Origin of the sequence: Rhodococcus sp. 14-2483-1-1 (assembly GCF_002259335.1) — a bacterium.
Taxonomy (GTDB): Bacteria; Actinomycetota; Actinomycetes; order Mycobacteriales; family Mycobacteriaceae; genus Rhodococcoides.
In genome coordinates this window covers 57,930-75,900 of the sequence record NZ_NPFX01000011.1, presented here as the reverse complement: position 1 = coordinate 75,900, position 17,971 = coordinate 57,930, and the positions used below count along the sequence as shown (strand labels likewise).

The 17,971-nt window shown below is 64.8% G+C and carries 21 protein-coding genes; 7 read left to right on the top strand and 14 right to left on the bottom strand.

Annotated features, from left to right (window positions below):
• Window positions 1–4: 4 nt before the first annotated feature.
• Genes CH294_RS09220 through CH294_RS27450 form a run of 3 tightly spaced genes read left to right on the top strand, consistent with a single transcriptional unit; the run spans window position 5 to window position 2,039 of the window.
• On the top strand, window positions 5–1,051 hold the full coding sequence (locus CH294_RS09220; RefSeq protein WP_170944656.1) for a sugar ABC transporter permease: 1,047 nt from the start codon (window positions 5–7) through the stop codon (window positions 1,049–1,051).
• Entirely contained in the window at window positions 1,048–1,869 is an 822-nt protein-coding gene (locus tag CH294_RS09215; protein ID WP_094737723.1) for a carbohydrate ABC transporter permease, read from the top strand. Before CH294_RS09220 ends, CH294_RS09215 begins: the two co-directional genes overlap by 4 nt.
• The gene (locus CH294_RS27450; RefSeq protein WP_165430164.1) at window positions 1,866–2,039 is read left to right on the top strand and encodes a hypothetical protein; all 174 of its coding nucleotides are present in this window, start codon (window positions 1,866–1,868) and stop codon (window positions 2,037–2,039) included. The genes CH294_RS09215 and CH294_RS27450 overlap by 4 nt, the downstream gene beginning before the upstream one ends.
• On the opposite strand, the gene CH294_RS09210 is transcribed toward CH294_RS27450, so the two are convergent.
• Together CH294_RS09210 and CH294_RS09205 are read right to left on the bottom strand one after the other, a co-directional pair.
• The gene (locus CH294_RS09210; RefSeq protein ID WP_032402748.1) at window positions 2,023–2,907 is read right to left on the bottom strand and encodes a LysR family transcriptional regulator; all 885 of its coding nucleotides are present in this window, start codon (window positions 2,905–2,907) and stop codon (window positions 2,023–2,025) included. The genes CH294_RS27450 and CH294_RS09210 overlap by 17 nt on opposite strands.
• Window positions 2,898–3,332 (bottom strand): MmcQ/YjbR family DNA-binding protein, encoded by a 435-nt coding sequence (locus CH294_RS09205; RefSeq protein WP_032402749.1) that lies wholly within the window; start codon window positions 3,330–3,332, stop codon window positions 2,898–2,900. Before CH294_RS09205 ends, CH294_RS09210 begins: the two co-directional genes overlap by 10 nt.
• 108 nt (window positions 3,333–3,440) lie before the next feature.
• Here CH294_RS09205 and CH294_RS09200 point away from each other — a divergent pair, with 108 nt between their 5' ends.
• On the top strand, window positions 3,441–3,791 hold the full coding sequence (locus tag CH294_RS09200; RefSeq protein ID WP_094737722.1) for a nuclear transport factor 2 family protein: 351 nt from the start codon (window positions 3,441–3,443) through the stop codon (window positions 3,789–3,791).
• Between the two features lie 142 nt (window positions 3,792–3,933).
• Here the strand turns inward: CH294_RS09200 and CH294_RS09195 are convergent, their stop codons facing one another.
• From CH294_RS09195 to CH294_RS27445, 6 genes are all read right to left on the bottom strand, one after another.
• Window positions 3,934–5,016 (bottom strand): inositol-3-phosphate synthase, encoded by a 1,083-nt coding sequence (locus CH294_RS09195; RefSeq protein WP_032378712.1) that lies wholly within the window; start codon window positions 5,014–5,016, stop codon window positions 3,934–3,936.
• On the bottom strand, window positions 5,009–5,599 hold the full coding sequence (locus CH294_RS09190; RefSeq protein ID WP_032402751.1) for a PadR family transcriptional regulator: 591 nt from the start codon (window positions 5,597–5,599) through the stop codon (window positions 5,009–5,011). The genes CH294_RS09195 and CH294_RS09190 overlap by 8 nt, the downstream gene beginning before the upstream one ends.
• A 164-nt stretch (window positions 5,600–5,763) precedes the next feature.
• Entirely contained in the window at window positions 5,764–6,765 is a 1,002-nt protein-coding gene (locus tag CH294_RS09185; RefSeq protein ID WP_094737721.1) for a helix-turn-helix domain-containing protein, read from the bottom strand.
• Between the two features lie 12 nt (window positions 6,766–6,777).
• The gene (locus tag CH294_RS09180; protein WP_141216475.1) at window positions 6,778–6,990 is read right to left on the bottom strand and encodes a hypothetical protein; all 213 of its coding nucleotides are present in this window, start codon (window positions 6,988–6,990) and stop codon (window positions 6,778–6,780) included.
• Window positions 6,991–7,098: 108 nt separating this feature from the next.
• Complete coding sequence (locus tag CH294_RS09175) at window positions 7,099–7,914, bottom strand: DUF1707 domain-containing protein (RefSeq protein WP_094737719.1); 816 nt, start codon at window positions 7,912–7,914, stop codon at window positions 7,099–7,101.
• 9 nt (window positions 7,915–7,923) lie between these two features.
• Complete coding sequence (locus CH294_RS27445; protein ID WP_283164500.1) at window positions 7,924–8,736, bottom strand: DUF1707 domain-containing protein; 813 nt, start codon at window positions 8,734–8,736, stop codon at window positions 7,924–7,926.
• Window positions 8,737–8,772: 36 nt separating this feature from the next.
• Here CH294_RS27445 and CH294_RS27440 point away from each other — a divergent pair, with 36 nt between their 5' ends.
• Window positions 8,773–9,204, top strand: a complete 432-nt coding sequence (locus CH294_RS27440; RefSeq protein ID WP_170944655.1) for a DUF5318 domain-containing protein — start codon at window positions 8,773–8,775, stop codon at window positions 9,202–9,204.
• 518 nt (window positions 9,205–9,722) lie between these two features.
• Here the strand turns inward: CH294_RS27440 and CH294_RS09155 are convergent.
• Window positions 9,723–9,986 (bottom strand): hypothetical protein, encoded by a 264-nt coding sequence (locus tag CH294_RS09155; RefSeq protein WP_165430152.1) that lies wholly within the window; start codon window positions 9,984–9,986, stop codon window positions 9,723–9,725.
• Between CH294_RS09155 and CH294_RS09150 the strand changes: the two genes are divergently transcribed.
• Window positions 9,937–12,024 (top strand): transglycosylase domain-containing protein, encoded by a 2,088-nt coding sequence (locus CH294_RS09150; RefSeq protein ID WP_037152039.1) that lies wholly within the window; start codon window positions 9,937–9,939, stop codon window positions 12,022–12,024. The genes CH294_RS09155 and CH294_RS09150 overlap by 50 nt on opposite strands.
• A gap of 113 nt (window positions 12,025–12,137) precedes the next feature.
• Window positions 12,138–13,589 (top strand): glycosyltransferase 87 family protein, encoded by a 1,452-nt coding sequence (locus CH294_RS09145; RefSeq protein WP_094737861.1) that lies wholly within the window; start codon window positions 12,138–12,140, stop codon window positions 13,587–13,589.
• Here the strand turns inward: CH294_RS09145 and CH294_RS09140 are convergent.
• The 5 genes from CH294_RS09140 to CH294_RS09120 form a co-directional block, all read right to left on the bottom strand.
• On the bottom strand, window positions 13,564–14,805 hold the full coding sequence (locus CH294_RS09140) for a TerD family protein (RefSeq protein ID WP_249305185.1): 1,242 nt from the start codon (window positions 14,803–14,805) through the stop codon (window positions 13,564–13,566). The two genes, CH294_RS09145 and CH294_RS09140, sit on opposite strands and share 26 nt — an antisense overlap.
• Window positions 14,806–14,889: 84 nt before the next feature.
• Window positions 14,890–15,117, bottom strand: coding sequence for a helix-turn-helix transcriptional regulator (locus tag CH294_RS09135; protein WP_032378705.1), 228 nt, complete (start codon window positions 15,115–15,117; stop codon window positions 14,890–14,892).
• Window positions 15,117–15,716 carry a hypothetical protein gene (locus tag CH294_RS09130; RefSeq protein WP_094703346.1) on the bottom strand — a complete coding sequence of 200 codons (600 nt, stop codon included), beginning with the start codon at window positions 15,714–15,716 and terminating at the stop codon, window positions 15,117–15,119. Before CH294_RS09130 ends, CH294_RS09135 begins: the two co-directional genes overlap by 1 nt.
• A gap of 84 nt (window positions 15,717–15,800) precedes the next feature.
• Window positions 15,801–16,547, bottom strand: coding sequence for an ESX secretion-associated protein EspG (locus CH294_RS09125; protein ID WP_094737716.1), 747 nt, complete (start codon window positions 16,545–16,547; stop codon window positions 15,801–15,803).
• A gap of 2 nt (window positions 16,548–16,549) precedes the next feature.
• On the bottom strand, window positions 16,550–17,959 hold the full coding sequence (locus tag CH294_RS09120; protein WP_094737715.1) for a PPE domain-containing protein: 1,410 nt from the start codon (window positions 17,957–17,959) through the stop codon (window positions 16,550–16,552).
• Window positions 17,960–17,971: the final 12 nt, after the last annotated feature.

The window sequence follows — 17,971 nt, the reverse complement described above, 5'->3', positions numbered from 1 at the left end:
ACCAATGGCTGTACCTGCTGGTGTGACCAGTGGGGCCGCCGCAACCACCGCGGCCGGGGGCTCGTTCCCCGGCCGCGGTCGGCATGTGCGGTCCAAGAACAAGCGCTTCGGCCTGACGCAGGGCCGGGCTTGGCTGTTGATCGCACCGACGATGGTGATCCTTGCGATCGTCATCGTCTACCCGGTGATCCGAGCTCTGGTGATGTCCTTCTCCAAGGATCCAGGTCTCGATCCCGCTACCGGCATGTTCGTCACCGGTGGTTCTGCCGGCTTCGACAACTACACGCATTGGATTCTGCAGCAGTGCACCTCGGCGTCGGGCACGTTGGTGCCCTGCCCGCCGGGGACCCTCGGTTCTCAGTTCTGGGGTGCGGTCGGAAACACGGCGTTCTTCACGGTGGTGACCGTGTCCATCGAGGTGGTGATCGGCTTCGGGATGGCCCTCATCATGGGCAAGACCTTTGCCGGACGCGCTTTGCTGCGCGCGGCAATCCTGATCCCCTGGGCTATCCCGACGGCGGTCACGGCCAAGCTCTGGTACTTCATCTTCGCGTACGACGGCATCGCCAATCGAATTCTGGGAACGAACATTCTGTGGACCGGCGACGCGTGGCCCGCTCGTTTTGCGGTAATAATCGCCGACGTGTGGAAGACGACGCCGTTCATGGCGCTGTTGATTCTGGCCGGGTTGCAGATGATTCCCGCCGACGTCTACGAGGCTGCTCGCGTCGACGGGGCATCGGCGTGGCAGCGTTTCACCAAGATCACGCTGCCGTTGGTCAAGCCCGCATTGATGGTCGCGATTCTGTTCCGCACCATGGACGCGCTGCGGATGTACGACTTGCCCGCCATCCTCACCGAGGGCAACCCCGCCACGCGAACCATCTCGATCCTGGTGGTGGATCAGATCCGGCAGGGATTCAACAGCGCGGCGTCGTTGTCGACCATCTCGTTCATCATGATATTCGTCGTGGCGTTCATCCTGGTGAAGTTTCTCGGTGCCAATGCCGTTGCCACTCAGGACAATCAGCGTAAGGGGCCCGGCCGATGAAGCAGGCTCGCATCTACCTCGGTGTTGTCGTCATTCTCGTCTGGGGACTGGCGCCGTTCTACTGGATGGTCGTCACCGCATTCCGCGACCCGCGCTACACCTTCGACACGACGCCCTGGCCGACCCATGTCACGTGGGAAAATTTCGAGAACGCGTTGTCGACGGCGAACGGCAACAATTTCCTGCGTGCGGTGGGCAACAGTCTGATCGTGGGCGGCGCGACCACGCTGATCGCGTTGGTCATCGGCATCTTCACGGCATACGCGCTCTCCCGCATCGACTTTCGCTTCAGGTACGTGGTGACGGGCATCATCCTGGGTGCGTCGATGTTCCCCGTCGTCGCATTGGTGACCCCGCTGTTCCAGTTCTTCACCAACATCGGATGGATCGGCAGTTACCAGGCGATGGTCATCCCCAACATCTCGTTCGTCCTGCCGTTGACGATCTATACGCTGGCGGCGTTCTTCGCCGAATTGCCCTGGGAACTCGAAGAAGCCGCGCGGATCGACGGTGCCGGACGTTTCCAGGCATTCCGCCTGGTGATGCTCCCACTTGCCGCACCTGCCTTGTTCACCACCGCGATCCTCGCGTTCATCGCAGCAGTCAACGAGTACCTGCTGGCCAGTCAGCTCTCGAGTGACAAGACCGAACCGGTGACCGTGGCCATCGCGCGGTTCACCGGCAACGATCCGCTGGTGGTGCCGTATGCCGCGATCATGGCCGCGGGCACCATCGTTGCGATTCCATTGGTGATCATGGTGCTGCTGTTCCAGCGCCGGATCATCTCCGGACTGACGGCGGGCGGCGTCAAGTCGTGACGGCGCAGGACCATCTACAGTTGTTGGCAGGCATTCTCGGGTTCTTCGCGCTGGTAGCTCTCGGTTTCGCCGTCGCCGGGATCATCGGAGGAAATCCCGGCGTACTGCCGTCCGTGACGTTGCTCGGTCTGCTTGTCGCACTGTGGTTCGTCGTCAAGAGGATTCGCTGAAACTCGCCGTCGCCACGGACACCAGTTCGGTCAGTGCAGGACTCATCGCACTGCGCCACACCAGGGCCAGCATGGCGGCGGTGTGTGAGTCGGTCAGCTCGACTGCGACGAGCTTGTCGCCGTAGAACTCCGCCATCGATCGGCTGAGGATCCCCACCCCCAGACCGCGGGCTGCGAGGTCGGCCACCGCGTCAGGTGCACTGGCCTGCAATGTGATCGACGGAGTCAGACCTACTCCATAGCAGTCCCTGTCGAACACCGCACGAATGCCGGTACCCGATGGTAAGGCGACGACCGGGTACTCGCACACCTCGGCGAGTGTCGCTTCCTTCTGCGCCGCCAGTGGATGCTCCGCCGGAACGGCTGCGACGATCCGCTCGTCGATCACGACCATCGATTCGAGCCCGTCGGGGCTGCGGGCGGCGACACCTACCAGCGCGAGATCCATATCTCCCGCGCGAACAGCGGCCACCAGGCGGTCCGAATTGTCCTCGCGTAGTGCAAGTTCGACGCCGGGATGAGCCGCGTGGAAGCGCGCCAACGCGTCGAACAGTTGTGGAACGGTGCAAGCGGTGACCATACCGATGCTCAGTGAGCCGCGCAGTAGCCCGGTCACGTCGTCGACGGACTGTTTGACGGATCCGGCTGCGGCCAATGTGGCGCGAGCCTGCGTCAAAGCAGCCTTGCCGGCCGTCGTCAACGTGGCTGTGCCGCCGGACCTGTCGATCAACTCGGCACCGAGTTCTCGTTCGAGCGAACGGATCTGAGCGCTGACCCCCGACTGGCTGATATGCACGCGGGCCGCGGCTCGGGTGAAGTTCGCTTCCTCTGCGACGGCCACGAAGTATTCGAGTTGTCTCAGTTCCATTGCTGGACTCCAAGATTCGGACCCTCGCCGGCGTCGAGCCTCGCCACAGTGCGCTTCGGTGCCGTGACGCGGTAGCTGCAGTCGATCAGTTCGGCGGCTTCGGCCCAGACGTCGTCATCGGCCTTGCCGTTGCGGTCACTGCTCAGGTCAAATCCCACCCATCCTGATGGACCGAGGTAGGCGGGATGGAAGTAGCGCGGTTCGAGCTCGCAGGCCCGCTGCTCCTCGGCGCTCTCGCATTTGACCAGAATCGACAGATCGAACTGGTCACCACCTTTGACGCCACCGCCGAAGTAGGCGAACACCGTGGCTGTACGGAACGTCGGCCTGCCATGGGAAATTTTCTCTGTCACCTCGGGGTAGGCGAACGCCAGTGTCCGGACGCGTTCGAGGACCGGATGCTGGGAGGTGGGATCGATGGCCACTCGAGAACGATAGCGCGTGTTGTGTAGCTGCGGTTATGAGTAGAACTTCTAGGGCTTATCGGAACCAACTGTTGGACTTCTGACTCAGCTCGTTCGAGACTCGAAGTCATGACACCGACACCCGAAGACATTGCTGCGACCTACTTCGAGGCCTGGAAGGGCAAAGATTTCGACACCCTGGCGACGATCCTGCACGAGAACGCAACGTTTCGTGGGCCACTCGGCACAGCGACCAGCGGTGCCGAATGTGTGGCTGGATTGAAGGGAATGTCGCAGATCGTGACCGATATCGACATCGCGCACGTCTTCGTGGATGGCCCGAACGTACTGACGTGGTTCGACCTGCACACGTCGATCGCACCGCCGGCCGCGACCGCGAACTGGCAGCGAATCGAGAACGGAAAAATCATGGAAATCAAGGTGACATTCGATCCGCGCGACATCATCGCCGCGGGATAGGCGAACGCCCGCCGGCACTCGATGTGACATTTGGTGGCCCTTTCGGGGGTCAATGTCACATCTAGTGGACCGGCGGGCGTTCTGCGTAGTGGTGCGGACGAGTGCCGCTGGGGGCACTCGGTCACACCACTGCCGCAGGCAGTTATGCGTCGATGATGAACGCTTCGAGCTGCTCGCGGGCGACGTCGTCGGCCAGCTGCTTCGGCGGGCTCTTCATCAGGTATGCGGAAGCGGGGATGACCGGTCCGCCGATGCCGCGGTCCTTGGCGATCTTGGCGGCGCGGACTGCATCGATGATGACGCCGGCGGAGTTGGGCGAGTCCCATACTTCGAGCTTGTACTCGAGGTTGAGGGGAACGTCACCGAAGGCGCGGCCTTCGAGGCGGACGTAGGCCCACTTGCGGTCGTCGAGCCAGCCGACGTGGTCCGACGGTCCGATGTGGACGTCCTTGGCGTTGAACTCCTTCTGGAGGTTCGACGTCACGGCCTGGGTCTTGGAGATCTTCTTCGACTCGAGGCGGGTGCGCTCGAGCATGTTGAGGAAGTCCATGTTGCCGCCGACGTTGAGCTGCATGGTGCGGTCGAGCTGCACGCCGCGGTCCTCGAACAGCTTCGCCATGACGCGGTGGGTGATGGTGGCACCGACCTGGCTCTTGATGTCGTCGCCGACGATGGGGACGCCTGCGTCCTCGAACTTCTTGGCCCAGACCGGATCGCTGGCGATGAAGACGGGCAGTGCGTTGACGAAGGCGACGCCTGCGTCGATGGATGCCTGTGCGTAGAACTTGTCGGCTTCTTCGGATCCGACGGGCAGGTAGGACACGAGCACGTCCACCTTGGCGTCACGAAGGGCCTGTGCCACGTCGACGGGCTCGGCGTCGGAGATCTCGATGGTCTCGGAGTAGTACTTGCCGATGCCGTCGAGGGTCGGGCCGCGCTGGACGCTGACGGTGCTCGGGGGCACGTCGGCGATCTTGATGGTGTTGTTCTCGCTGGCGAAGATGGCCTCGGAGAGGTCGAAGCCGACCTTCTTGGCGTCCACGTCGAACGCGGCGACGAACTCGACGTCGCGGACGTGGTACTTGCCGAACATCACGTGCATCAGGCCGGGAACGGTGGCGTTCTCGTCTGCGTCCTTGTAGTACTCGACACCCTGGACCAGGGATGAGGCGCAGTTGCCCACACCCACAATGGCCACGCGGATTGCGTTGTTGTTCTCACCCATGGTCGGGTTCTCCTTCTGTCTTGACTGTCCGGTTCGGTGCTGAGTGGGACGGTGCTGGGTTGGGGCCGGCCTGCTCGGCCGCGATGACTTCGTTGAGCCAGCGCACCTCGCGTTCGCTCGATTCGAGACCGAGCTGGTGTAGCTGCCGGGTGTAGCGGTCGAGAGTCCCGTTCGCCTTGGCCACTGCGTCGCGGAGGCCTTCTCGGCGCTCCTCGACCTGGCGACGTCTGCCTTCGAGAATGCGGACCCGAGCTTCCGCCGGGGTCCGGCTGAAGAAGGCCAGATGTACGCCGAATCCGTCGTCGGTGTAGTTCTGCGGTCCGGTGTCGGCCACCAGTTCGGCAAAGCGTTCCCTGCCGAGTGGGGTGAGCACGTACACCCGTTTTGCTCGTCGTTTCACGAGCAATTCGGGACCGGCGTCCTCGGCGATGAGACCGTCGGTTTGAAGTCGACGGAGTGCCGGGTACAGCGATCCGTACGAAAATGCTCGAAAAGCTCCGAGTAGGCCAGTGAGCCGCTTGCGGAGCTCGTAGCCGTGCATGGGTGATTCGAGAAGCAAGCCGAGAATTGCGAGCTCGAGCATGCAACTCCCCCTTCTCGATTCCAACGACACAACATGGCGATGCGATTGACTGCACTATCGAAGAATGTATCGCGCCGATACATTGAATGACAAGCCGGTGTCCGGTTTTGTCGTGCCGAGACGCTGTTGTGAGGTCGAATCGAGCGATGGAGCGGGCAGGTGGGTTATCGATCTCCTCGATGCAGTGCCGCCATCTGTGTTCCGAGCGGCGTGAGCCGGTACAACACCGACCGGCCGTGTCGAGAGCCCTCGATCAGTCCGTTGTCGCGTAACACCCGAAGATTCTGTGAGACGGCGCTCGGCGTGACGGAGAACCGGTGCGCGAGCTGGGAGGTGGATGCGGGCTCGGCAAGCGCGAGCAGCAGCTCGGCCTTCGCGCTTCCGACCAACGCCGCGAGTGCAGGACCTCGGTCGAGTGGGGTGTACTCCCCGATCATTGTTCCCTGTCCGCGGGCCGGATACGACAGCCACGAGTGGCCGGGTGATGCTTGGTTCCAGATTGCCGTCACGTTCTTGGTGAAAACCGACGGGGTGAGCACCAGTCCTCGGTCGTCAGGTGACCCGTCGCCGACGGACGACGTCGTCAAGTGCTCTTCCAGCAGTCCGTTGTCCAGCAACCGAATAGAGCTACCGAGCCCGTCGAACAACCCCGTTGTACCTCGCTGCGCGAACTCTCTGCCGCGAAAGGTGATGTCCGACTCCAGGACTCGGTTGATCGCCGACCAGCATGGAGCGATTGCTGCGCGGTGGTAGTCGTAGAGGGCGTCGGCAACGACCTGCGCAGCTCGCTGCGGGTCATCGAAGACTCCGGCCAGCGCCGCCGGCGGCGGACGACCCTCGAACACAGTAATGAGGTCGTGTGCGACGACAGTCGGATCGGACGTCGCGATCAGCTCGCACTCCTCCTCGAGACCGAGTCGTTTGTCGGTGGGCAGCGGTGTGATGAAGTCAGGAATCCGTGCTCCGGAGGGGGATACGAGTGCGCGCACCAGTTCGGCGTCGTAGTGCGCTTCGGCATTCCGCGCTTGCTCATGCCAGTCCGTCAGATGAAACCTGCCCTGCGGCCCCAGCACCAGGGCCCACAAGCTCAATGCCGTTTCGGTCATCGCCGAGTACGCCAGCCGCACGCGAGCCAGATCGTCGACGCCGAGCCGATAGGTGATCATCGTGCTGCGACGCTAGACCGACGTCGCGCGATGCCGCAAGAGTGGGCGGTGGTCGGGCCTCGACCGAAGTACGGCGTCGACCAGGCGGGTCAGGAGCCGCGGGCGACGATCGATCGGATCGATCTGCTCCGCCCGCGCTGCGTCGTGCAAGTCCGCGATCCGTGTGTAGACGAGCGCGGCGGGTGGGTCGGCGGTCAGGTGGTGGAACGTTCGGAACGTGTTCATGCCGTTCACTGAACGCCCAGGGTGACGGGCAGGGAATCGATTTAGAGGGTGCCTACATCGTCGGCAGTCTCGGGCGGAGGGGAGACGGTTACGTGAAGACCGCCAGCGTTACCTGTAAATCGCAATCGGATTACCGGCGAAATCGAAGATGATGCGGCTGCTGTCGGCGGTGCGGAATTCCATCTCCGGTCTCTCTCGGTTGTCGATCGTGAGGTTGTTCACCACGGCATTCGGGTTCCCGAGGGATTCGGGAACTCCGGCAAGCAAATTGGCCACGAGCGTGTGGTCGATCGTCGTCCAGTCGAAAGTCCCCGCGTCGTTCAGGCTGGACGACGAATACAGCCTGGGCTCGAAGCCGCCGCTGACGCTCACATCCTCGACGGCACGGTCGGCGTCGAAGCGGTAGATGTCGGCGCGTTCGTCGTTGAATCGGATGCTCACCGAGATCACCTCCGAGGACTTGTACTGCTCGAGGTAGCGCGCTCGGAAATCGTCGAGACCAGCGGCGGTGTCGAACACGAAGGGCCGCGCGACAATCGGCGTCACACCGTCGGCAACCTCGACGGCAGACATCGGGGTCGCAGCTGACGTGGGCACTGCGACCTCGGCGGGCTCGTCGTCGGCGCGAGAGTCGAGCAGGATCACGGTCAATCCGACGGCGACGACGATGACGGCGAGAATCGCATACAGCACCCGGCGCTTGGGTTCGTAGTGCCGCGGCGGCGGTTCCGGCAGGTCGACGTCGCTTTGCAGGTCGTCGGTCAGAGCGCGGAGATCGCTGAGTGTGACTGCAGTGCCGGCTCTTTCGATACGAAGTCGATGTTCCTCGTAGGTCATCTGGCCGTCGGAGTACGCCCTGTCCAGTGCGGTTGCCGTCGTGGCGCGATCGATGTCCCGCGCTCGTTTGCTCGAGTTTTCCGCCATGGTCGGCCCCTAGCCTTCCGGATCGAACGGTCTGACGGAAGTGAAATGTCCGTCGAGATCAGTTGTCAAATAACCATTTTCACCGAGCTCGTTGCTCGCATACACCGACACCTGGGGGCCACCGCCGAAGTCGCGCACCAGAAGGTAGACGGTATCGACCCGAGTCAGGTTCAAGCTGACGCCCGCGCCGGCGGTCACGCCTGCGATGACGGGCAGATTCAAGGAACCGATGTCGACGGTGAGCGTGGAGGGAGTGCGCGTGGACGGAGTGCCGAAGTCGTCCATCGCCCCGTCGCGGTAGATCGAGTCGGTGTAGAGAAGTGGACGGTCGCGAACGGCATGGGTGTAGATGGCGTAGTCCGGATAGACACTGAGGTCGTCGAGCACCGTTGTGCCGAGTTCTTCGCGTGCAACCGACACGACCCGTTCGAGACCCTCGAGTTCGAGGAACCCCGCCGGGCCGAACTGGTGGCGAGGGTCGTCGGCCACCGCGCAGGAGCGAATGCCGAACGTCAGGGCCACGATGGCACCGATCAACGGCACGACAACGGTCAGTAGCCCGAGCCGGCGTCCACGCCGCCCGGGCACCGTGACGCTCTTCCACGGGGCTATCTCCGCGAGATCGGTCTCGCCCTGCAGGTCTTCGATGAGCCGGTGAAGATCGCCCAGCGTGGTCGCTCTCACGGCCGTTGCAACCCGCGCAGAGTGTTCGGCGTCGGTCAGCTGCCCTTCGTCGCGGGCTCGATCGAGGGTTGCACAGGTGGAGCATAGTTTCTCGGGCCTCGAACGCGGGCCGCTCGTCGTCGAGGCGGGGGTTCGCAGGTCCCCATCGGAGGGGGCGCACGTACTCTGGTCCTCGTGCGACTTCAGCGACAGGTGGTGGACTACGCCCTTCAGCGTCGGTCGCTGCTGGCCGAGGTCTACTCCGGTAGGACGGGTGTCGCGGCGGTCTGCGACGCGGATCCGTACCTGCTCCGCGCTGCCAAGTTCCACGGACGCGGTAGCGATGTGGTGTGCCCCATCTGCCGCAAAGAGCAGCTCACCTTGGTGTCCTGGGTTTTCGGTGAGAAGCTCGGTGCGCTGTCCGGGTCGGCGCGAACGGCCGACGAACTCGTTCGGCTCGCTGCGACCCAGGAGGAATTCTCGGTCCACGTGGTCGAGGTGTGCCGCTCCTGCAGCTGGAACCACCTCGTCCAGTCCTATGTCCTCGGGGCCGTCCCCGCACCCAAGCAACCCCGTCGTCCGCGATCGGGTTCCCGCCAACCGAACCGTCGTACCGCGAGTGAGTGACACAATCGCTCGGCTGATGCCTTTTCGCGAGAAGTCGACGCGGCCGCCGAAATTACTGGAGATCTGTACGTGAGTTCCCCCTACGACAACAACCCCGGTAACAACGAACCTGGCCGCAGCGACTCCGGACGGCGTCCCGACGTGCCGGGGCCCCCGCGCGGCAGCAGGCATTCCGATCCGCCCGGGCGTCGCCCAATACCGCCGCCCGGTCAGCGGCCGATGCCTGCGCCCGGCCAGCGTCCGATGCCGCCTCAGGGTCGGCCACCGATGCCTCCCCCCGGTCAGCGACCCGGACCTCCCCCGGGACAGCGTCCTGGACCTCCGCCCGGTCAGCGTCCGATGCCGCCTCAGGGTCGGCCTCCGATGCCTCCGCCTGGGCAGCGTCCTGGTCCTCCGCCGGGTCAGCGGCCGATGCCGCCTCAGGGCCGGCCTCCGATGCCTCCGCCTGGGCAGCGTCCGGGACCAGCGTCAGGCCAGCGTCCCTTACCGCCCCAGGGTCGGCCCCCCGGTGAGCGCCGCTATGGGGAGCCACCGGTCACGCCCGCTGCGCGCTCCGCAGCAGGGCCGGCAGCCGCTGCGGCCGGAGTGACCCGATCGGGATCCGTCCCGCCGCCACACGAACCGAACGATCCATCAGTCAGCTCCTCGGGCAGCGAACCGCCCGAGCCGCCCGAAAGAGGTCCCGCCGCGAAAACGAAGAAGAAGTCCAAGTGGCGGGTTGTTCGGCGCACGATGTACGCGCTGATCGCCTTGGGTCTGATCGTGCCGATTTTGGCGTTCATGGTGGCGTACACGCTGGTCGACGTCCCGCGTCCCGGTGACCTCAGAACCAACCAGGTCGCCACTGTCTTTGCGTCCGACGGCACGAGCGTGATCGGCAAGGTGGTGCCCCCCGAGGGCAACCGGACCGATGTGACGATCGACCAGATCCCGGAGCACGTACGCAATGCCGTGCTCTCGGCCGAGGACCGCGATTTCTACTCCAACCCCGGATTCTCGGTAACCGGATTCGGCCGAGCTCTGCGGGACAACGTGCTCGGACGCGACAGCGCAGGCGGCGGTTCCACGATCACCCAGCAGTACGTGAAGAACGCCTTGGTCGGTAACGATCGGACGCTGACGCGCAAGATGCGCGAGCTGGTCATCTCCTCCAAGATGGCGCGGCAGTGGTCCAAGGACGACATTCTCGCGGCCTATCTGAACACCATTTACTTCGGTCGTGGCGCGTACGGCATCGCAGCCGCGTCGACGGCGTATTTCGGTAAGTCCGTCGATCAGCTCTCGGTCGAAGAAGGTGCCGTGCTGGCGGCGACGATTCAGCAGCCCTCGGGTCTGGATCCCGAGTTCAACCCCACGGGTGCTCAGGCGCGCTGGAACTACGTGCTCGACGGCATGGTGTCGCAGGGCCAGCTCGACGCGACCCAGCGAGCCGCGATGCAGTATCCGCCGTGGATCCCCAGCTCCCAGGTGGACTCCGGCGATGCGGACGACGCGGGTCCCAACGGACTGATCAAGGCCCAGGTGCTGCGCGAGTTGTCCGCTGCCGGGGTCAGTGAGCAGGACCTCAACACCGAGGGTCTGCAGATCACCACGACGATCGATCCGAAGGCGCAGGCAGCTGCGGTCGAGGCCGTGGACAACAACCTCGAAGGCGAGCCGTCGGAATTGCGGACGGCGTCGGTGTCGATCGATCCGCGCAGCGGCGCGGTCCGTTCGTACTACGGCGGCGCGGACGGGCGCGGATTCGACTTCGCGCAATCGGGCCTGCAGACCGGCTCCTCGTTCAAGGTGTTCGGCCTCGCCGCTGCCCTGGACCAGGGCATTCCGCTGTCGAAGATGTACGACAGCTCCTCGCTCGACGTCAACGGCATCCAGATCAGCAACGTCGAGGGCGAATCCTGCGGAACCTGCACCATCGCCGAGGCCCTCAAGCGGTCGCTCAACACGAGCTTCTACCGCATGATGCTCGGCATGGACAACGGCCCGCAGGCCATCGCGGACATGGCTCACAAACTCGGTATCCCGCAGGAGATCGAGGGCGTCGGCCCCACGTTGACCGAGCCCGACAACGCGGGCCCGAACTACGGAATCGTGCTCGGCCAGTACCAATCTCGGGTCCTCGATATGGCCTCTGCCTATGCGACACTCGCGGCGTCCGGGGTGTACCACACCCCGCACTTCGTACAGAAGGTCGTCACGGCCGACGGCACGGTGTTGCTCGACCGCGCACCCGAGGCGGGCCAGCAGGTGGTCTCGGCGGCGGTCGCGGACAACGTGACCTCGGCGATGCGTCCGATCGCCGGATACTCCAACGGCCACAACCTCGCAGGCGGTCGTCAGTCGGCAGCCAAGACCGGTACCGCGCAGCTCGGCGACACCGGTCAGAACAAGGACGCGTGGATGGTCGGCTACACCCCGTCGCTGTCGACGGCGGTGTGGGTCGGTACCGAACAGGGCCTGCCGCTCGAGAACAGTTACGGCGGTCCGATCTACGGATCGGGCATACCGTCGGACATCTGGAAGGCGACGATGGACGGGACGCTGGAGGGCACCTCGAACGAGACGTTCCCGACGCCCGAGGCCATCGCCGGTCAGGCAGGCGTCCCGCAGTACTCGGCGCCCGCTCCGACCACCACGGCGGCACCGTCCGCTCCGCCGCAGGTGACATTGCCGATTCCTACGGAAATCTCCCCGCCGGTCGTCATCACTCCACGGCAGGTCGAAATTCTGCCCGGCGTGACGATCCCGCTGCCCGGATTGGCACCGGCTGAGCCGGCACCAGCACCGGCAGCGCCCGAACCGGCTACACCCGGGCAGTAGCGACCCCACCGGTGACGACCGAACCCGACCGCAAGGGTCGAGCATTGGCGAGCCCCGGTCGCCTCGACTCGGCGAGCGCAGCGGGCCGAGATCTACCCAGTCGGACCGATCCGATGACCGGGGAACTGTCCTCGGTCATCGGCGGTCCGGTCGGACGACACGCGGTGATCGGACGGCAACGGTGGTTCACCGCACTGCGGGTGATCCTGCTGCTGGCGGTGGTCTTTCTGTGCTTCGGTTGGTTCGCGAAAGCCGCGTGCATTCAGCAGGCTCCGGTGGGCCCGGGCGGTGAGCTCGGACTGGATTGGAGTGGCAGCCGGCAGTACGTGGCGATGTGCTACTCGGACACCGTGCCGCTCTACGGTGCCGAGCGACTCGACCAGGGTGCGTTCCCGTACAAGAAGTCCTGGGAAGAAACCAAGGCCGACGGCTCGACCCAGGTTCGGTACATGGAGTACCCGGTGCTCGCGGGGCTGTACCAGTACGGCTCGATGGTCGTCGGGAAGGTGTGGAACTCGCTGAGTTTCCTTCCCCAGGCCCTGCCCGTCGTCGTGTATTTCAACGTGGTTGCCCTGGGGCTGGCCGTCGCCTGGCTGGTGACCGTATGGGCCACGGCAATAGCCGCCGGACGGCGAATCTGGGACGCGGCCCTGGTGGCTGCGTCGCCGCTGGTGATCGTGCACGGCTTCACCAATTTCGACGCTCTGGCAGCGGCTTTCGCGCTCACCGGTCTGTTGGCATGGGCCAAGAAGCGGCCGGTTCTCGCCGGTGTGCTGATCGGACTCGGCGGTGCCACCAAGCTCTATCCCTTGTTGTTCCTCGGTCCGCTGTTGGTGCTGTGCTGGCGCACCGGACGGATGCGCGAGTGGGGCCTGACCGCCGGCGCCGCGATCGGAGCCTGGCTCGCCGTCAATCTTCCTCTCGCACTGCTGTATCCGTCGGGATGGTACGAGTTCTTCCGGCTCAACTCCGAGCGCGGGGCCGATCCGGATTCGCTGTACAACGTGGTCACCTCGTTCACCGGCTGGCCCGGTTTCGACGGTCCGCTGTACGTAGGTGCCAAGCCCTTGATCCTCAATGCCGTGACGCTGGTGTTGTTCGCCATCGTGTGTGCGGTGATCGCCTACATCGGTACTACGGCCCCGGTGCGGCCGCGGCTCGCGCAGTTGGTGTTCCTGGTGGTGGCCGGCTTCCTGCTCACCAACAAGGTGTGGAGCCCGCAGTATTCGCTGTGGCTGGTTCCACTGGCTGTACTGGCACTACCGCATCGCCGAATACTGTTGGCGTGGATGACAATCGACGCGTTCGTCTGGTTTCCGCGGATGTACTACTACCTGGGCGTGGAGAACAAGGGCGTGCCCGAACAGTGGTTCACCGCAGCTGTCGTGGTGCGCGATGTCGCCGTGATCGGGTTGTGCGCGTTGATCATTCGACAGATCTACCGGCCCTCCGAAGACCTCATTCGAAACGGCAGCGCCGTCGACCCGCTCGGTGGCGTTCTCGACGGCGCTGCAGATCGGACGACTACTGCCCGCAAGGTCACATATAGCGGCCGAGCTGTTTGACGGCTTCACCGGCGTGCTTGGCCTGAATGCCGTCACCGATGGCCTGTAGTTTCCATTCACTGCCCTGGCGATACACCTTGGCCATCACCAAGCCGGTGAACGGCATGCCGCCCTGCAGGGTGAACCGCGCCAGCTCGGTGTTGGTCGTGTTGTCCACCAGGCGGCAGAATGCGTTGGCTACCTGCTCGAACGTCTGACCGCGGTACGACGTGACGGTGAAGACGATGCCGGTGACGTGCTGGGGCACTTTCGTCAGGTCGACCACGATCACCTCGTCGTCGCCCTCGCCCTCACCGGTGAGGTTGTCGCCCTGGTGCACGATCGAGCCGTCCTTGGCTTTGAGCTGACCGTAGTAGACGACATCGTTGACGTTGCGGTCGGCGAGCATGATCGCGGACGCGTCCAGGTCGATGTTCGCGGCGCGGCCGCCGCCGCCGAAGAGGCCGCCCTTCTTGGGAGTGGTCACCGGGTCCCAACCCAGGCCCATGCGAATGACCGTCAGGGCCACGCCGCCGTCCTTGCGGAGAGTGACCTTCTGGCCCTTGGCGAGGCTGACGGGCTTGGCCTTGGTGAGGCTGACTTCCGGTGCCTCGGTGCGAACCGGTGCGGCGGGAGGTGCAGGCGGGGCAGCGGGAGGCGGTGGAGAGGCGGGAGGCGGTGGGGTGGCGGGAGCGGGAGGAGGCGTCGGTGCCGGAGCAGGGGCGTCGTCGACGGACACACCGTGGTCGGTCACCAATGCGGCGAATCCGCCCGCGTAACCCTGCCCGACGGCTCGCACCTTCCAGCTGCCCTGGCGACGGTAGATCTCGAGTGCGATCACGATCGACTCCGAGCTCAACCCGTCGATTGTGTACTCGTACAACACGTTTCCGGCCGTGTCGCTGACCCGCGCGACGGGAGCGGTGGATCGACCGAAATTGCTCGACGCGTCGTCGAGGGTGATGACCGCGCGGATCTGTTCGATGTCTGTGGGAACTGCGGCGAGCGAGACTGCCAGCCGGGCCGGACCGCCCTGGCCGGGCTCGAGGCGTACGCCGGGGCCGGTGGGCTGGTTGAAGAACACGAAGTCTGCGTCCGTCCGAACCTTCCCGGCGTCGGTGACCAGTAGTGCAGACAGGTCCGCGGGCACGGCCAACGCGATGGAGACGACGACGTCACCGACGGTGAGGGGGCCGTTCTGACCCTTGGACAACGGTTGACCGGCCGGAGCAGACAATGTGATGGACTCTCTCTCGAAGTGCTGGTTACCGTCATCCAATGTACTTGTTCGATTTGTCCGACTGCTGTGGCCGAGCGGACGTCAGATCTGGCGCAGGGTGAACAGGTCGCCCGGTGTGCAGCCGAGCACCCGGCACACCGCGGTGAGGGTCGAGAATCGGATGGCCTTGGCTCGGTCGTTCTTGAGCACCGAGAGATTGACGACGCTGACTCCAGCGAGACGCGAGAGCTCGGCGAGCGTCATGCCGCGGGCGTCGAGGATCTCGCCCAGATGGCAGACGACCAGATGGTCGACGAACTCCTCCGCCATCAGACCAGGCCTTCGGCATCGCGAGCGAGCTTGGTGCCCTGGGTGATCGTGGCATAGACGAACTGCAGGAACACGGCGACAACGACGGCTGTGTACAGGCCGACGGCCGAAATCGACGAGTTCACGATGTCGGAGAGCTCCAGTGCTCCGACTACCGAGTTGGTGCTCAGCAGGTTCATGAATCCGGTGATTGCGGGATACACGGCGATGCAGACACCGATCACAGCCACATCGGTGCGGGTGGCGTTGGTGAACGGGTCACCGACTATCACGCGATCGCAGAAGCGGTAGACGAACAGCAGGCCCACCAGAATGATCACCATTCCGATGACGATCGACCCGTACCGCATGACGTCGATGAATCCCAGCAGTCGGACGATGTCGGATCTCGGCACGCTGAGCTCGATCGCGTTGCCCGGCTGTAACTGGCCACCGAACAGTTCGGCGGGCGCAATGCCGGGCCGCAGTTCCAACCTCGCGAGGACGTAGTCCGCGGAGTGGTATTTCCATACCTTCCATCCGGACCATCCCACGGCCACCGCCGCGTAGAACACCATCGTCCATTTGTTGGTTCGTGCCGAGCCGAGTCCGTATGCCATCCCGCCGCCTCCATATCGATAGTCGATAACAACGAATATCGATAACCTATCGCTTATCGATAGGGTGTCAAGGGGTGGCCGGCATTACCGTCGCAGCGCGACCGCCATGTGGTGACCGATCTCCGAGGCCATGCCGGCGGTATCGGCCGGCAGGATGTCGATGGTGTCCTCGGAGTAGACGATGTATCGGCCGTCCCGCTCGAAGTCCATCCAGAAGAACGCGACTGCGTCGGTGTCGCGTCGGTTGTCGTACGTCCTACCGCGCGCGACGATGACTTCACCGGCCGCGGACCGAGGGCGGTGGAAGAAGGTCCGGAACTGCTCGTCCGCGGTGGCCCCTCGGGTCGCGGTGGACAGATGCCTCCCAGTCGTTGTTGCTGTGGCAGTGGATCGTTCGAGTCGCATGGTCGGTCGTCGGCCCACCGCATTGGCTGGAAAGGATGCGAGAACACGGGCAGGTGCCTGGGCAGGGCTGGTCAACGAGATCGTGACGGCACCGCCCGAAGTGGCGTCGGGTCCCGGCAGCTGGGTGAGCACCGCGGCAACATCGTGGCGCACCGCCGCGTGGGCACGGATGGTTCCGTAGCGAGGATCGCGTGTGTCGCCGCGACATTCGATGCGAACAACCGGGTCGACGAGGGTGCGAAGAGCCGCCCCGAGGTTGTCGTCCAGCACGGCATCGATTCTCGCCGAGGCCTCCCGCCGCAGAAGTTGGTACCGGTCCTCGGTGTCGACGTCGACGGTGACAGCCAGGGGGTACGGCAGTCGGTCTCGTCCGAATCGACTGCAGAGCATCATGAAATCGATGCCGTCCATGGTCCAGCTCGTCATGCTCAGCCGCCGAGTACCGGTGGTGCGACCAGAGGCAGCTCACCGATCAGTTCACTACCGTTGCCGACGTCGACCAGGTAACCGGGAGTCGCATGATCGGTGTCGTTGTCGCCGGCTCCTCTCGCGCCTCCTGCCCCCATGCCGCCCATTCCCGGTGTGCCGTGCGCCCCTGCACGTCCGGCCGCTGCTGCGCTGCCCGATCCGCTACCGCCCGGTCCGCCGCCGGTGGTCCCGGTGCCGCCGATCGGCGAGCCGAGAACGGAGCCGCCATAACCGGAGCCGCCGTATCCCGAGCTAGAACCGCCACCCGATCCACCGGCATAACCCGAGCCGCCGCTGTAACCAGAGCCGCTGTAACCAGAGCCGCCGTAGCCGCTGCCGGAACCAGCGCTGGCCCCCGAACCAGCGCCACCCCCAGAGCCGGTGCCGCCGGCAGAACCTGCGCCGCCGGCAGACCCGGGTCCGGAAGCAGATGCGGCACGCGTCTCGCCGGCACTGTCGGCCGGCGGCAGCGATCCCGCTTGCCCGGATCCGGGCTGGCCCGATCCCATCCCTGGTTGCCCGGCATCGGCAGGGTCCGCGCCACCAGGTTGTGTCCGAGCTGCAGCCGGGTCGGCTGTACCCGCGGATCCCGCACCGACACCCGAGGTGGATCCGCCGCCGCTCCCGCCGAGTCCCCAGCCTGCGGTCGAACCGCCACCGCCACCGCCACCGTCGGCGACGGGGTCGTGTGCCGCAGGTAGCACCGGAACCTGGGCGTCGGATTGCAGGACCCCCGGCACGTAGACCGACCGCATGACCTGGCGTGCCTGCTCTTGTTGCTCGTCGTGCAGGCGCGCTATTTCCTTGATGGAATCGGCGAACGGCAGTCCGCTCGGAAACGACGACTCGAGCATGCTCGCGCCGACGCCGATGTCGACGATCGGAGGTACGGCAGCCCTGGTCTGGGTGAATCCTGCGTGCGCCTCCAGCAGCTTGTTGCTGATCATGGTCATGGCGGTGGACAGCGCCGTGGCAGAGGACGTGTAGTCGCCGATCCCGCCCCGCACGGCGGCGGAGGTGGGCCCCGACCAGCCGGAATTCATCGCGCCTTCGATCCCGTTCCGGAAGCTGTCGGATCCTTCGGTGGCCGCGGCGGCCAGGTCGTTCCAGTTCTGCGACGACGTCGATATCGACTCCGCGGCGAGCGTGTTGACCTTCTGCACGATCTCCGCGTGCTTCATCACGTCGAACGGCTCGGTGACCACGACCTCGTTCGGTTCGTACTCGCCCGCGTATCCGTACGAACCGTTCTTTTTCGAGAACGTGCTCTCGATGAGCGAATTGACGGCCTCAGGACCGAAGCCGGCAGCAGGCCCGTGATCGATGATGGCCTGCACCTGCTGTTGGAGTTCTGCATACGGATCCGCCATACCCACCCCTTG